The sequence below is a fragment of the Sporolactobacillus sp. Y61 genome, from assembly GCF_040529185.1.
GTDB lineage: Bacteria > Bacillota > Bacilli > Bacillales > Sporolactobacillaceae > Sporolactobacillus.
On sequence record NZ_CP159510.1, the window covers coordinates 1,038,965 to 1,052,371 of the forward strand.

The 13,407-nt window shown below is 42.6% G+C and carries 13 protein-coding genes; 12 read left to right on the top strand and 1 reads right to left on the bottom strand.

The window, feature by feature from the left end; all coding sequences use genetic code 11:
* The first annotated feature begins 2 nt into the window (after positions 1-2).
* From ABNN70_RS05140 to ABNN70_RS05185, 10 genes are all read left to right on the top strand, one after another.
* Positions 3-719, top strand: a complete 717-nt coding sequence (locus ABNN70_RS05140; protein WP_353948948.1) for an arylsulfatase — start codon at positions 3-5, stop codon at positions 717-719.
* The gene (locus ABNN70_RS05145; protein ID WP_353948949.1) at positions 653-1,645 is read left to right on the top strand and encodes a hypothetical protein; all 993 of its coding nucleotides are present in this window, start codon (positions 653-655) and stop codon (positions 1,643-1,645) included. The genes ABNN70_RS05140 and ABNN70_RS05145 overlap by 67 nt, the downstream gene beginning before the upstream one ends.
* The gene (locus tag ABNN70_RS05150) at positions 1,617-2,849 is read left to right on the top strand and encodes an IS256 family transposase (RefSeq protein ID WP_353948950.1); all 1,233 of its coding nucleotides are present in this window, start codon (positions 1,617-1,619) and stop codon (positions 2,847-2,849) included. Before ABNN70_RS05145 ends, ABNN70_RS05150 begins: the two co-directional genes overlap by 29 nt.
* Positions 2,850-3,106: 257 nt before the next feature.
* Positions 3,107-4,438, top strand: coding sequence for an amidohydrolase family protein (locus ABNN70_RS05155; RefSeq protein WP_353948951.1), 1,332 nt, complete (start codon positions 3,107-3,109; stop codon positions 4,436-4,438).
* A gap of 31 nt (positions 4,439-4,469) precedes the next feature.
* On the top strand, positions 4,470-5,672 hold the full coding sequence (locus tag ABNN70_RS05160; protein ID WP_353948952.1) for an amidohydrolase family protein: 1,203 nt from the start codon (positions 4,470-4,472) through the stop codon (positions 5,670-5,672).
* Between the two features lie 32 nt (positions 5,673-5,704).
* Positions 5,705-6,445, top strand: coding sequence for an SDR family oxidoreductase (locus tag ABNN70_RS05165; protein ID WP_353948953.1), 741 nt, complete (start codon positions 5,705-5,707; stop codon positions 6,443-6,445).
* Positions 6,446-6,469: 24 nt separating this feature from the next.
* On the top strand, positions 6,470-7,171 hold the full coding sequence (locus ABNN70_RS05170) for a thioredoxin domain-containing protein (RefSeq protein WP_353948954.1): 702 nt from the start codon (positions 6,470-6,472) through the stop codon (positions 7,169-7,171).
* A 38-nt stretch (positions 7,172-7,209) separates the two neighbouring features.
* Positions 7,210-8,385, top strand: coding sequence for an amidase (locus ABNN70_RS05175; RefSeq protein ID WP_353948955.1), 1,176 nt, complete (start codon positions 7,210-7,212; stop codon positions 8,383-8,385).
* 151 nt (positions 8,386-8,536) lie between these two features.
* Positions 8,537-9,226, top strand: a complete 690-nt coding sequence (locus tag ABNN70_RS05180; RefSeq protein ID WP_353948956.1) for a FadR/GntR family transcriptional regulator — start codon at positions 8,537-8,539, stop codon at positions 9,224-9,226.
* Between the two features lie 142 nt (positions 9,227-9,368).
* Positions 9,369-9,848, top strand: coding sequence for a chromate transporter (locus tag ABNN70_RS05185; protein ID WP_353948957.1), 480 nt, complete (start codon positions 9,369-9,371; stop codon positions 9,846-9,848).
* Between the two features lie 26 nt (positions 9,849-9,874).
* Here the strand turns inward: ABNN70_RS05185 and ABNN70_RS05190 are convergent, their stop codons facing one another.
* The gene (locus tag ABNN70_RS05190) at positions 9,875-10,225 is read right to left on the bottom strand and encodes a hypothetical protein (RefSeq protein ID WP_353948958.1); all 351 of its coding nucleotides are present in this window, start codon (positions 10,223-10,225) and stop codon (positions 9,875-9,877) included.
* A 117-nt stretch (positions 10,226-10,342) separates the two neighbouring features.
* Here ABNN70_RS05190 and ABNN70_RS05195 point away from each other — a divergent pair, with 117 nt between their 5' ends.
* Entirely contained in the window at positions 10,343-11,362 is a 1,020-nt protein-coding gene (locus ABNN70_RS05195; RefSeq protein WP_353948959.1) for an NERD domain-containing protein, read from the top strand.
* 90 nt (positions 11,363-11,452) lie between these two features.
* Positions 11,453-12,688, top strand: a complete 1,236-nt coding sequence (locus tag ABNN70_RS05200; protein ID WP_353948960.1) for an IS256 family transposase — start codon at positions 11,453-11,455, stop codon at positions 12,686-12,688.
* The last annotated feature ends 719 nt before the right edge of the window (positions 12,689-13,407 follow it).

The window sequence follows — 13,407 nt, forward strand, 5'->3', positions numbered from 1 at the left end:
CTATGAAAAAAATAGGCATGTTGACCCCCTCATCAAATACTGTTCTGGAACCGGTGACGTTCGCCATGGTCTCTGGTATTTCAGACGAAGTCTCTGTTCACTTTTCAAGATTCCAGGTCACAGAGATATCTTTAAAAGATAATGCCCTGGCTCAATTTAACAAGAAAAACCTTTTGAATGCAGCTAAACTTCTCGCGGATGCATATGTTGATGTCATTGCGTGGAATGGCACATCTGCCGGCTGGTTAGGATTTGATTCTGATGAAGAACTCTGCAGAACAATTGAAAAAGAAACAGGTATACCAACAACGACATCAGTTTTAGCTTTAAACGAATCATTCAAAATGCTTCATGCAGTGAATTATGGATTAGTCACCCCGTATACAGAAGATGTGAATGAAAAGATTATTGCTAATTATGAAACCATAGGTCTGAACTGTATAAAGCATGAAGCCTCACACCTGTATGTGAACCATCAATTTAGTGCAATTAATGAGGATGAGATTATGAAGATGGTGGGATATGTGGCTGAGGCGAAACCAGATGCCATAACCACTTTCTGTACAAATTTAAAAGCTGCACCTCTTGTTGAACAATTAGAAAACGAGTATCAGATTATCATTTTGGATACAATTTCAGTTGTTGTGTGGAAATGTTTAAAGATGATTGGTGTAAAAACAGAAAAAATAAAGGGTTGGGGCAAATTGTTTCAGTACTGAATCAAAAAGGAGATATCATGTGCACATTATTGATATATGTTGATCAGAAAACGCATAACTTTATTGCGGCGAAAACTGTAGATACAAGCCCAACCCAATTATCCTTTCAAAGGCTGATTACCCTTAGAAGATCACGTTTAATTGCTTTTCAAATGGGATGGCAACAAGGAATTAATTCTGGTATGAATGAGCACGGTCTGGTGATTATGAGTTCATATATGGGTTGGGTGAAATCATCTGATTTAAAAGGCCAACCCGATTATAATCATGATACACGCGGACTGGCTAATTTAGAAACCTTAGATCGGTACAGAAGTACAAATGATGCAATGATTGGACTTTACAATTTCTTCAAGAGTAATCCGAGCTCAGTAGGTGGTATACATTTTCTACTGGATAAGGATGGTGTAGCAGGAATACTTGAGCATAATGAAGGGCAGATAAAATGGAAAATATATAATGCCCATGACTGGGACAACGTTCTTTCGCTGGTTAGGGCGAACAATCCGGAATTCATTCATGATTATGAAACAGACTTAGATCATGTTCAAATTAAAGATCGAACAGACAGAATAAAACAAACGATTAGCCAAATAAGTCATTTTCCTCATGAGAACTTGATGAATGGTTTGAAAATACTGCTTTCAGATCGCACGGCAAACGAGGATGGAAACGAGTTGAGTCCGTATAATTGTGTAAAAAGGGTTTCTGAATATGAGAAAATGGTGAGCAGGGAATCTGTTTTTCTGGTGGGGCTGGCCAGCCCCTCCAGAAAAACAGCGGGATTTCATTTCTCTCTCGTCTCTGTCATTTTTTTCATAGAAAATGAGCCGGAGCCCATCATCTCAGTTAGAATAGAGTTAACCAAAAACCAAATTCTAAAGGAGAGATTCAGGGATGGCTCAACTACAGATTACTCTAGATGAACAACTTTTGCATCAATTATTTCTTGGCGATTCAAAAGAATCTGGCATGAATGCCCTTTTGGAGGCGATTTTAGATCAAGTACTTCAGGCGCAGGCCAGTGAGCAACTGAAAGCCGAAAAATATGAACGTAGTGAGGCCCGGACCGATTACCGAAACGGCTCCTATCCCCACCAACTAACGACCCGTGTGGGCAAGCTTTCGCTGAACGTTCCTCGACTACGCAACGGTCATTTTTCAACCGATCTCTTTAAACGCTATCAGCGCAGTGAACAAGCGCTCGTTTTGTCTTTGATGGAAATGGTCATCAATGGGGTTTCAACACGCCGTGTCAGTCACATCACTGAAGAGCTTTGCGGCACAGACTTCTCGAAGTCGACCGTATCGGATCTTTGCGGACATCTGGATCCACTGGTCCATGGCTGGAATGACCGCCCTCTGGAGGGCAGCTATCCGTTTCTGTTTGTTGATGCGATTTATACAAAGGTGCGTGAAAATGGCCGTGTTCGTTCTCGTGGTGTATTGATTAGTTATGGCGTCAACGAGAAAGGGTATCGCATGATTCTGGGTCTGAAAGTCGATGACAGCGAAAGCACGGAGGCGTGGAAGAACTATTTCGATTGGCTGAAGTCTCGTGGTCTGAAGGGCGTCGATGTGATTGTCAGTGATGATCATGGGGGTCTCGTCGGTGCCGTTCAAAAAGCGTTTCAGGGAGCCACATGGCAACGGTGCCAGGCTCACTTTCTGCGCAACGTAAACGATCGGTTCCCAGATGATTTACAGCGAGAAGGAGCTGAACAGGTAAAAGCGATTCTGCACGCCCCAGACATCGAAACCGCTCGTACGCTCCTTCAGTCTTTTCTGGATACTTATCAGGAGAAAGCGTCTAAAGTGACTGAAATGGTGGAGGAGGCTTTTGATGATGTCACTGCAGTCCTTTCACTTCCGGAGCCGTATCGTCGCCGCCTGCGAACGACAAACGGTATGGAGCGCCTCAATGAAGAATTTCGCCGTCGGGAGCAGGTCATTCGTATTTTTCCTAACCGCGAGTCAATCATCCGCCTCATGGGTTCTGTTCTCATGGAGCAGGACGAAAAGTGGTCGAACGGCCGGCGCTACCTGAGAATGGATGACTATTTTGACTGGAAAGCGAAACAACCCAAAGTGGCTAATTCCAGTAAAGTGACAGCCATTTATCCAGGATAATCAACCCTATCCTGGCTGAGATAATTTACACATAAAAAAAGACTTGACCTGGAAACGGACAGATTTATATAAAGAACTATATTAATAATGGTGAGAGAAGTATAGAACATGGTTTAATATCCACAGAAACAGCACTGATCTTTGATTCGTGGAAAAAGGAGTTCTGTTATTTGGATGGTACTCCTGAAAATGGCAAGTGGCAGTCACTAACGTTTCATTAAATAAACACATGATTTTAAAGTCAGATTCTTGAAAGGGTGATTGTTATATTATTAACAAATGCCTGTTTGCTAACTGTAAATGAAACAAATGAAATCATTAATCCTGGCGCTATCCTTATTAAAGGATCAAAAATTAGTGACCTCGGTGATTCGGGCAAGCTGATTAATAAATACCCCGGCGAAAAGGCCCTGGATTGTCATGGAAAGCTAATCATTCCCGGATTTGTAAATGTACATTATCATGGGGCATTAACCATTGTACGGGGAGTCGGGCCTGATTTAGGTGTCCCTCCTCTGTACAGCAGAAATATTCCCCAGGGTGTACTTTTGAGCCGCGAAGAGACCTATACTATGGCTTTACTGGGATATGCAGAAGCTTTGAGGTCCGGCAGTACCTGCATTGCTGCTAATTATCTATATATGGACGATCAGGTACGGGCAATCGCCAATTTAGGTTTACGGGCGGTAGTGAGCGAAAGACTGCATGATATCGACTTCTTTCGAATTGGACAAGGGGAATATATTCACGATGAACAGGCGGGCGAGACTTCGTTAGAACGTAATTTGCGACTGTTAAGTGACTGGAACGGGAAAGAGGAGGGAAGAATCACCTGTCACCTTGGCCCCCATGCTCCGGATACATGCACAACACCATTTCTGGAAAAGATTATTGATATAGCGAGCAGAGCACATGTGGGGATGACAACTCATATGGCGCAAAGCACAATGGAAAACAGAGAAATATACCGACGTGAAGGATTAAGTCCGGTCAAATTCTCCAAAGCTATAGGACTATTGAAGTCTGGAACCGTTGCTGCACATTGCATCCATGTTGATGATGAAGACCTGACAGAACTGGCAGATTCAGGTGCGAGCGTTGCGTTTGTATCAGAGGGCAACCTGAAAAGAGGAGATATTGCTCCGGTGAGCAGTATGGAAAATGATGGAATAAATGTCGCACTTTGTACGGATGCCATGACTGGAAGTATGATAGAAGCCATGCGTTTTGGTTCTATAGTTCATAAATTATCCAGTGGTGACAACACCCGACCAACGCCTGAGCATTTACTCCGAATGGCAACAATCAATGGTGCGAAGGCTTTATCACTTGATCATGTCGTCGGTTCATTAGAAAAAGGAAAAAAGGCTGACCTGCTTGCAATCAGTACAGATCAATATCATTTAGCTCCTGTCATATCCCCTGCAGGAACACTTGTGCATGCTGCTGTCGGAACAGATATATCTGATGTTTGGATAGATGGACGTCATCTGGTTAAAGAAGGGGAGATAGTTGGCCTGGATGAGAAAAAAATTTGCAGTGAGGCTCAGAAGATTGCTTTGAAATGTTGGCAACGCGTGCATAAATAAAAATGAAATCAAAGAGATAAGAGGAATCGTTATGCTGGATTTATTGTTTCATAATGTAAAAAGTATTCACTTTATTAATAATGTTGATATTGGCATTGAAGGAGGCATAATTACTTATATTAAGGATACAGGTTCACCGATGCCTCCAGCCAAACATGTTGTTGAGGCTGACGGCCGTGTTGTCCTCCCGGGATTTAATGAATCCCACATTCATCTGGAAAAGGCGTATTTGCTTCAAAAAATGGAAAAAGAGGCAACATCACTTCAAGAGGCCATTCAAATTACAGCGGATCTAAAAAAAACATTTACGAAAGAGGACATAACAGAACGGGCTACAAGAGTTTTGGGTAAATGCATACAAAGTGGTGTTACCAATTTGCGATGCCATGTTGAGGTAGATGATATACTTCAATTAAAAGCGATGGAATCCATTCTTGAACTTAAAGAAAAGTTTGCAAATCTTATCACTCTGCAAATTGTAACATTTCCGCAAGAAGGTATTTTTATACAGCAGCATGCAGCAGAACTAATGGAAGAATCATTAAAAATGGGGGCAGATGCAGTTGGCGGTATCCCCTATAATGACAGAGATTCCTCGGAGCATCTGGACTATGTTTTCCATCTTGCCGAACGCTATAACAAGCCAATAGATCTTCATATTGATTTATCAGATGATCCTGATGATTTATCCATTCTTGATATTATTGATCGGACAAAAAAATACCATATGGAAGGAAAAGTGTCAGTAGCTCATATGACCTCTCTCGGATCAGTAGAGCATCATAAGGCGCGCAAGATTGCAGCGAAAATTGCAGATGCTGGAATTAATGTTATGGCTTTGCCTGCGACAGATCTGTATTTAAACGGACGTGGCGATTTTGAAAAAATCAGACGGGGATTAACTCCAGTGTCTATTTTGTTAGAAGAGCGTGCCAATGTTATTTTCGCGACAAACAACATACAAAATCCCTTTACACCGTTCGGGACAGGCAATATTTTAGACGTTGCCTATTTATTTGCTGAGGTCACCAGAATGGGAACAAAGGAGGATGCTAACACCATAATAGATATGCTGACTTATCGATCAGCTAAAGCTCTGAATCTCACAAGTTATGGATTTAAGATAGGTGGAACAGCCGACCTGGTTATGTTTGATGCAAAGAATCTGCGCGATGTGCTGCTGACTCAGCCGCATGTTGTCTGCTCTTATAAAAACGGAAGAAAAGTGATCTGAAGAAATCTAAAACAATGAAGAAGGGATGTCAAATGGGCAGGTTTGAAAATAAGGTAATTTTGATTACAGGCGGAGGTTCTGGTATTGGTCTGGCCACAGTTAAACAATTTATTAAGGAAGGTGCCAATGTTTCCGTCTTTGATTACAGAATAACTGATGATTTAATTTCTACAGGGTGTGATTACTATCAGGTAGACATAAGAAATTCTAAACTGATTAAAGAATCAGTGGCAGCAGTGATAAATAAATGGGCTAAAATTGATGTATTGGTGAATAATGCAGGTATTGAATTCGTATGTCCACTTGAAGACATGGAAGAAGAAGATTGGGATCGTGTCCTGGATACGAATTTAAAGGGCATGTTTTTAACCACAAAAGAAGTGCTGCCCTATTTAAAACAAACACATGGTGTGATTGTAAATACAGCTTCCCAGCTTGCTCTTGTGGGATCAGGACTATTTACTGCATATACCGCTTCAAAAGCTGCTATTCTTAACTTTACTAAGAGTTTGTCCATTGAGATTGCAAAAGACCAGGTCAGAGTAAACGCTATATGTCCCGGAGCAATCAATACACCATTACTGAACAGACAGTTTGAGAATGGGAAAATTGGGCCGCAGGGGTCCCTTAATGATTTGATTAATATGCATCCTATGGGGCGTCTGGGAGAACCAGAAGAGATTGCCAGCCCAATTCTTTTTTTATGCAGCAATGAGGCTTCGTTTATGACAGGAGCTTATCTTGTAGTTGATGGTGGTTATACATCTTGGTAAAGCCACTGACGGGAGAGATATCACTTGGAGAATCACACAGGAAATAATAACAGATTCCGAACTGTTGTCTTAAGTATCCTCATTTTATTTTGTTTAGTAATAGTGAGCTATACAGGCTATAGATTGTGGGCTTCTTCACAGTTGAATAACCAATTATTGGCACAGGATAAACAAAAAATTGATGTACAAGGCTTCCCATATTTAGGAAGTAAGGATGCACCAATAACTATTGTGGAATATGGGGATTACCGATGCTATTACTGCAGATTATTTTTTAATAACGTTCTTGAAAATAAGAAAATTCAAGGCCTGATTAAGTCTGGAGAAATAAAGTTTATTTATAAGGATTTTCCTTTTTTAAGTGAAGACTCAAAACGCAGCGCCATTTACCTAAGGGGTGTTTATGACCATTTTGGTACAGATTCGTACTGGAAAATGCACGATATGCTTTATCAGAACCAGACAAAAGATAAAAAAATAAAGAATTATTTCACGGAAGACAGGCTTTCTCAATATGCATCAGAAACTCTTGGTAAAAGTAAGACGCAACAATTAAGAGAAACTTTTCAAAACAAGCAATACTCGAGTTTTACTGACAAGAGTTATTTGGATGGGGAAAAACATGGTGTGGATGGAACACCTGCTGTGTTTATAAATGGTCATCTGATTTTAAAAGAACCCTGGGATGTAGACAATATATTTAAAGCTATAGAGCTTATTAAATAATACATACCTGGGTTAATATGGATCCTGAGGTACAAAATATGGTTAAAAAAAATGATTACGGTGCTTTCATTGATCCTGACATGGATCTACCTCCGACAGGTCATGGATTATTAGATGATCTGACTTTCGCTGTAAAAGATGTATTTGCAGTCAGAGGATATAAAAATAGTGCAGGAAATCCTGAGTGGTTTGCTCATGCTGAAAAAGCAGAACAACATGCAGATGTTATTGATCAATTACTGGGTCACGGTGGAAGGCTTACTGGCCGCACCGTAACTGATGAGCTGATGTATAGTCTGAAGGGGGATAACATACACTTTCCTCCGACCATTAATCCACGCTCCCCTGAATCCTTTTCGGGCGGTTCTTCAAGTGGATCAGCAGTTGCGGCAGCTGCACGTCTGGTAGATTTTGCGATGGGGACAGACACTGGTGGATCTGTACGTATACCCTCAGCTTATTGTGGCATTTATGGAATGCGCCCCTCCCATGGCCTGATTTCAATGAGACATGTGATCCCTTTGGCACCGAGTTTTGATACAGTGGGATGGATGTCGGATGACAAACATGTATTGACACAAGTCGGCGAAACGATTTTGCCGGAACAGAAAATAAACAGCTACAGAAATTTCTTTAGATTAGAAGATGCATTTCAATTGTTGAGTGGAAAGGATGATCTGAAGGAATATTTAAATGTCATGACGAAATTGAATCAAAAATACAAGCTTCAATCCATACATCTTTCAAAATGCTGGTCTTTCCATGACTTGACTGAATGCTTCAGAATCCTTCAGGGGAGAGAAGCCTGGGAGTCTCATGGGCATTGGATAAATAAACACCATCCGAAGTTTGGTAAAGATATTGCCAATCGCTTTAAAATGGCTTCTGAAATTCAAAAAGACAGCGAATATTATGGCATGCGTCAACTAAAGGAAAAATTTACTTCAGCAATTCGAAACTTACTGGGGCATGATTCATTGTTAATCATTCCAACAACAATTGGGCCTGCCCCTGAAAGAAAAAGCGACTTTAACACAATTGAGTCTTTAAGAAATGAAACGATGAAATTGACATGTATTGCAGGCCTTTCCGGACTTCCGCAAATTACCGTGCCAATTTCAAATTCCGTAAAGCCACTTGGCCTTTCATTCATATCAGGATTAAATACGGATAAGCAGTTGTTATATTTTATTAATCATCTGGACATTTCATAAAAAGCGATAATTAATCGAACTCAGTTTCGCAACTGTTCATATTGTTCTGTTGATTTATCTGATAATTTGATAAAATAGTATTAACAAAATAACATAGTGTAAGATCGTGAGAAAGACCGGCATGAAATAGTCAGTAGAGGAGATTGAATACGTGATCGTTGTAAGTGAAACGGTTCAGAAGTATTTACTTGATTATATCAAGAAGAGAGCAAAGCCCGGCGAAAAACTTCCTTCAGAGAGGGAAATTGCCCGAATGCTTGAAGTTGGCCGTTCTTCAGTACGTGAAGCCTTACAGTCTCTTTGTGAGCGAGGGATAATAGAAAAAAAGCCAGGGAAGGGAAATTATCTCAAAGAAGATTCAGCAAACCAAATTGCGTATAACATTCGGACATTGCTTCCAACCTTTGATATCCATTCATCAATTGATCTGCTTGAATTTCGCAGAGGAATAGAGACCGAGACTGCGTATTTAGCTGCTTTGCGCCGAACTGATGATACAATTGCTGTGCTGCAAAAATCAATTGAAGATCTGGAGCTCTGTGTGAAGAATGGCGCTTCGATTATTGCACCCGATCTGACTTTTCATAACACAATAGCTCATTCTGCTCAAAATAAAGTGATTACGGAAGTCTATGATTCCCTTGTTGAATGGTTTAAAAAGGTTCGAATTGAAATGGCGATAAATGATGATGTAGACCATGCCATTTATTATCATACTGAAATGCTGAAAGCCATTAAGGAAAAAGATGCTGATAGAAGTAGTTTGTTAATGAGAAGGCATATTGAGGATGTTCTGTTACATTACAAAAAAATGCTTTCTGAGATCACTGAACAAAATTAATTCAAATTAAGGATTGCATCTGGATGATATATGCTTGATAAAATATATATAAGTTTTGCTCACAAAATTCGCATATTCTCTTGAGGTCGACAGACGAGCAATTCGACTACCCTGATTTTCCTGCCCGTCAAAAAGGGTACCCATGCTTGCAAAAAGAGGCATGGTGGCGACCGCACAGCAGCTCGCTGCACAGGCAGGACTGGACATACTGAAAAAAAGTGGGAGCGCCATCGATGCACCCATTGCCACAGCCGCATCACTGATTGTACTGGAACCGACGTCGAATATCGGTTATGAAGTCGGAGGCCTCCCGGGTTCGATCGTCGCTCTGCTGGCGACCGTCAGCCCTTCGCTGATTCTGCTGATTGTGCTGCTTCGCCTGCTGTTCCGGTTTGAAGATTCGCCGAAGGTCAAATGGCTGACGCTCCTGATCCGTCCGATCATCGTGGTCATGCTTGGCATGATGGCCTGGGACTTTTTTTCAACGTCGCAGGCAGAATCCGGCTGGCTCCCGATGATCCTGATCGGAGCCGCAAGTTTCGTGCTGATGCAGCGATTCCGGCTCCATCCGGCCTTTGTTATCGCCGGTGCCCTTCTGATCGGCGGCCTGTTCATGGGCTAAAGTTCTTCCTTTTGGGAAGAGCTTTTTTAATGGAAGCTTTGTTGAATTTCTGTGCGATGCCGAAGCATTTTGACTAAGCCGGGCAGTGCCAGAACGACCGGGATGACGGACAGAATCGGGGCGTGATCCGTCCCGGTGGCCCGGTAAACAGTGAATCCGGCAGCGCATACAACGGCGGAACTCAGCACCAGTGCTGCTCCGCAAATGATGACCAGTTTTCCGAAAGCCTGCGTTTTGAAAAATGTACGCCACTTTTCCTCAGTCATGCGCCTGATTCGAAAGATCAGATGAAAGATGCCAAGAATCAGCCCGACAGTCAGGAGCGATTCGGCGACGGACAGAAGGATAATCGTTAATAGAATAAGCAATAGATTCATCAGGCCACCTCTTTTTTTCTCCATTATACTGGATTGACACACAAATATTGAAAAATTGTGCAGGAATTTCCTGCCCGCAGGACGAATTAGATCATCATGCCCCGAAAGGAGGAAGAAATGGAATGCAAAAAGCAATACGCCCCGCTGCGTCTGCTAACGGCCGGGGCCCTGCTCGATCATCTGCCGCCAGGATGGCCCGGTTGTATGCCGATTGAGGAGGAGCATGCCAGAAGGCTGACCGGATGGCGCGGCGAGCAGAATCTCGCTTACTACCTTGATCTTCTGACTGAGGATTTCAGAATTTTTTATGGTCTTCGGGAAAACGCGATGAATCATTTTTTTCAGATGGATGTTCTTCTCATCAAAGAAAATTTTGCCTTAATTTTAGAAGTGAAAAATTATGCAGGAACGCTCGTGTTCGAATCCGCTACCGGGCAAATGATCCGACTGTTAAACGGACGGCGGGACGGATTCCCCAATCCAATCGTCCAGGTCCATCGCCAGCGTGATATGATGCATGTCTGGCTTCATGCGCGCCGCCTGCCACAAATCCCCATCGAACCGCTCGTAATCATTTCCAGCTCATCAACAATCATTGAAAACCCGAGTAATTCCCGGGAAGTGCGTGATAAAGTGATTCACGCCGAACAGGTTCCCTTCAAATTAGCCATGCTGATGGAAAAATACAAACACAGCCCGACCCTTTCTCACCTGAATCAGATCGAACGCCAGCTGCTCGAAGGACATACCGATCCACCGCTGAATATTTTGGAGAAATACCAGATACTTCCGGACAACCTGCTGCGCGGCGTTCGCTGCCCGCACTGCCATTTGTTCGGCATGCGGCGTGTCTATGCCACCTGGGTCTGCCCGCGCTGTGGCACGGCATCTCGAACGGCCCACGAACAGATGATTCTGGACTACTTTCTGTTATGCGGGGAGACGATGACCAACAAAGAGGGCCGCTGGTGGCTGGGCACAGAGAATCGACAATTGATCCACCGACTTACGCAAAAAATGAATATTAATATTGCCGGCTCCGGCCGCGGAGCCGGTCAATACTATGTCAGGCCATCCCATGAATACTTCCATCAGTACGATCAAATGCAGAGATCTATGAACAGACGCATCCGCTGAGAACTCCCTTTGTACCAGGGAGTTCTTTTGAGAACGTATTTGACTATGTGTAAATGGTAATACTTAACTCTAAAAGGAGCTGAACCATTTATGCAAAATTATCGCAACTACGGTAACATGACAATTCGTGAACTTGCCAGCCAATGTGAAAGTGTCGACGATGTACAAACAATGATTCGTGATTTATTCAAAGAGACCCTTCAAGTGATTTTTGAAGCTGAAATGGACCATCATTTGGGTTACGAGAAGCACGCTTTTGTAGGAAATAATTCTGGAAACAGCCGCAATGGTTACAGTAAGAAGTCGATCAAATCCAAGTATGGAAACATGGCTCTGGACATTCCAAGAGATCGAAATGGGGCGTTTGAACCCCAAATTATTAAGAAACATGAGACCGCCCTGAACGGTTTGGATCATCAAATTATTGGCTTGTATGCTAAAGGGATGTCTACCCGCGATATTGAAGATCATATGCGCGATCTCTATGGGATCAGTGTTTCACCGGCCATGGTGAGTAAGGTTACCGATAAAGTGCTTCCCCTTATCTATGACTGGCATTCTCGTCCCTTAGAGAAAGTCTACACGATCGTTTATCTGGATGCCATTCACTTCAAAGTGAAGCAAGATCATCGGATTGTGAATAAGGCTGCGTACACCGTACTTGGCATCAATACGGAAGGAATGAAAGATATTCTCGGGCTCTGGATTGGTGAAAATGAGAGTGCCAGTTTCTGGCTTAGCGTCTGCAATGACTTGAAAAGCCGAGGTGTCGAAGACATCCTCATTGCCTGTAAAGACGGGCTTTCCGGCTTCTCCGAAGCCATCAATGCGGCCTTCCCAAAGACGCGCATCCAGCTCTGTGTGATTCACCAGTTGCGCAACAGTATCAAGTATATATCGACTAAAAATCGCCAGCCTTTTCTCAACGATATTAAAAAAGTCTATAAAGCCTTTACTATTGAACAGGCAGAATTAGCCTTTGAGGAGGTCAAGAAAAATTGGGCGGATAAATATCCAAGAGTTATTGAATCCTGGGAGACCAACTGGTTAGAACTCACGGCTTATTTTGAGTATCCAACTGAAATCAGAAAGATAATCTATACAACCAACACCGTTGAAGGGTTCCACCGTCAACTCAGAAAAGTGACCAAGTCAAAGAATGCTTACCCTACCGATGATGCGTTGCGAAAGATTATCTATCTGGCTACGATGGACATCACAAAAAAGTGGACGTTAGCCATTCCAGGATGGTTTGAATGCAGGGCGCAACTCCGGATCATTTTTGGGGACCGCTTCACGTCCAGTCTCCCAGACAAAGACTTATGACGTTTGAGTTTAACGCTTTAAGTTCTCCTAAAAAAGGGCAGAATAAAAGAAGAGAGTGATCCTCTCCCCCTTTTTAGCTGAACCCTGACAGGTGCTCGAGTTGCTCTCCAGCAGCGCTCTATCCCCCTGTCAGGTAAGAGCTTTATCAGTGTGAACCAAACCAAGAAAATTAATCATTTACACAAAACAAATGACATTCCCGTTCTTTTTTTGATACTCAGGAAAGTTGGACCGAATCCGAAAAAAGTCGGTCCAAATCTCAGGAAAGTTGGACCGAATCTCAGGAAAGTCGGTCCAAATTCCGAAAAAGTCGGTCCGAATCCGAAAAAAGTCGGTCCAAATCTCAGGAAAGTTGGTCCAAATTCCGAAAAAGTCGGTCCGAATCTCAGGAAAGTTGGTCCAAATCCCGGAAAAGTCGGTCCTATAATCATAGAAAAGTCGGTTCAAATCTCAGAAAAGTTGATCCGAATCTCTCAGAGAAGTTGATCCGAATCCGAGAAAAGTTGGTCCAAATCACAGGAAAGTTGATCCAAATTCCGAAAAAGTCGGTCCGAATCCCGAAAAAGTTGGTCCGAACCCGAAAAAAGTCGGTCCTATAATCATAGAAAAGTCGGTCCAAATCCAGGAGAAGTCGGTCCAAATCCTGAAAAAGTTGGTCCGAACCCGAAAAAAGTTGGTCCGAATACCAGAAAAAGTTGATCCAAATCTCAGAAAAGTCG

Coding starts and splice junctions, on each gene's coding strand:
- ABNN70_RS05140 (WP_353948948.1), top strand. CDS start 3: ATGAAAAAAATAGGCATGTTGACCCCCTCATCAAATACTGTTCTGGAA.
- ABNN70_RS05145 (WP_353948949.1), top strand. CDS start 653: ATGTTTAAAGATGATTGGTGTAAAAACAGAAAAAATAAAGGGTTGGGG.
- ABNN70_RS05150 (WP_353948950.1), top strand. CDS start 1,617: ATGGCTCAACTACAGATTACTCTAGATGAACAACTTTTGCATCAATTA.
- ABNN70_RS05160 (WP_353948952.1), top strand. CDS start 4,470: ATGCTGGATTTATTGTTTCATAATGTAAAAAGTATTCACTTTATTAAT.
- ABNN70_RS05165 (WP_353948953.1), top strand. CDS start 5,705: ATGGGCAGGTTTGAAAATAAGGTAATTTTGATTACAGGCGGAGGTTCT.
- ABNN70_RS05175 (WP_353948955.1), top strand. CDS start 7,210: ATGGTTAAAAAAAATGATTACGGTGCTTTCATTGATCCTGACATGGAT.
- ABNN70_RS05185 (WP_353948957.1), top strand. CDS start 9,369: ATGCTTGCAAAAAGAGGCATGGTGGCGACCGCACAGCAGCTCGCTGCA.
- ABNN70_RS05190 (WP_353948958.1), bottom strand. CDS start 10,225: ATGAATCTATTGCTTATTCTATTAACGATTATCCTTCTGTCCGTCGCC.
- ABNN70_RS05195 (WP_353948959.1), top strand. CDS start 10,343: ATGGAATGCAAAAAGCAATACGCCCCGCTGCGTCTGCTAACGGCCGGG.
- ABNN70_RS05200 (WP_353948960.1), top strand. CDS start 11,453: ATGCAAAATTATCGCAACTACGGTAACATGACAATTCGTGAACTTGCC.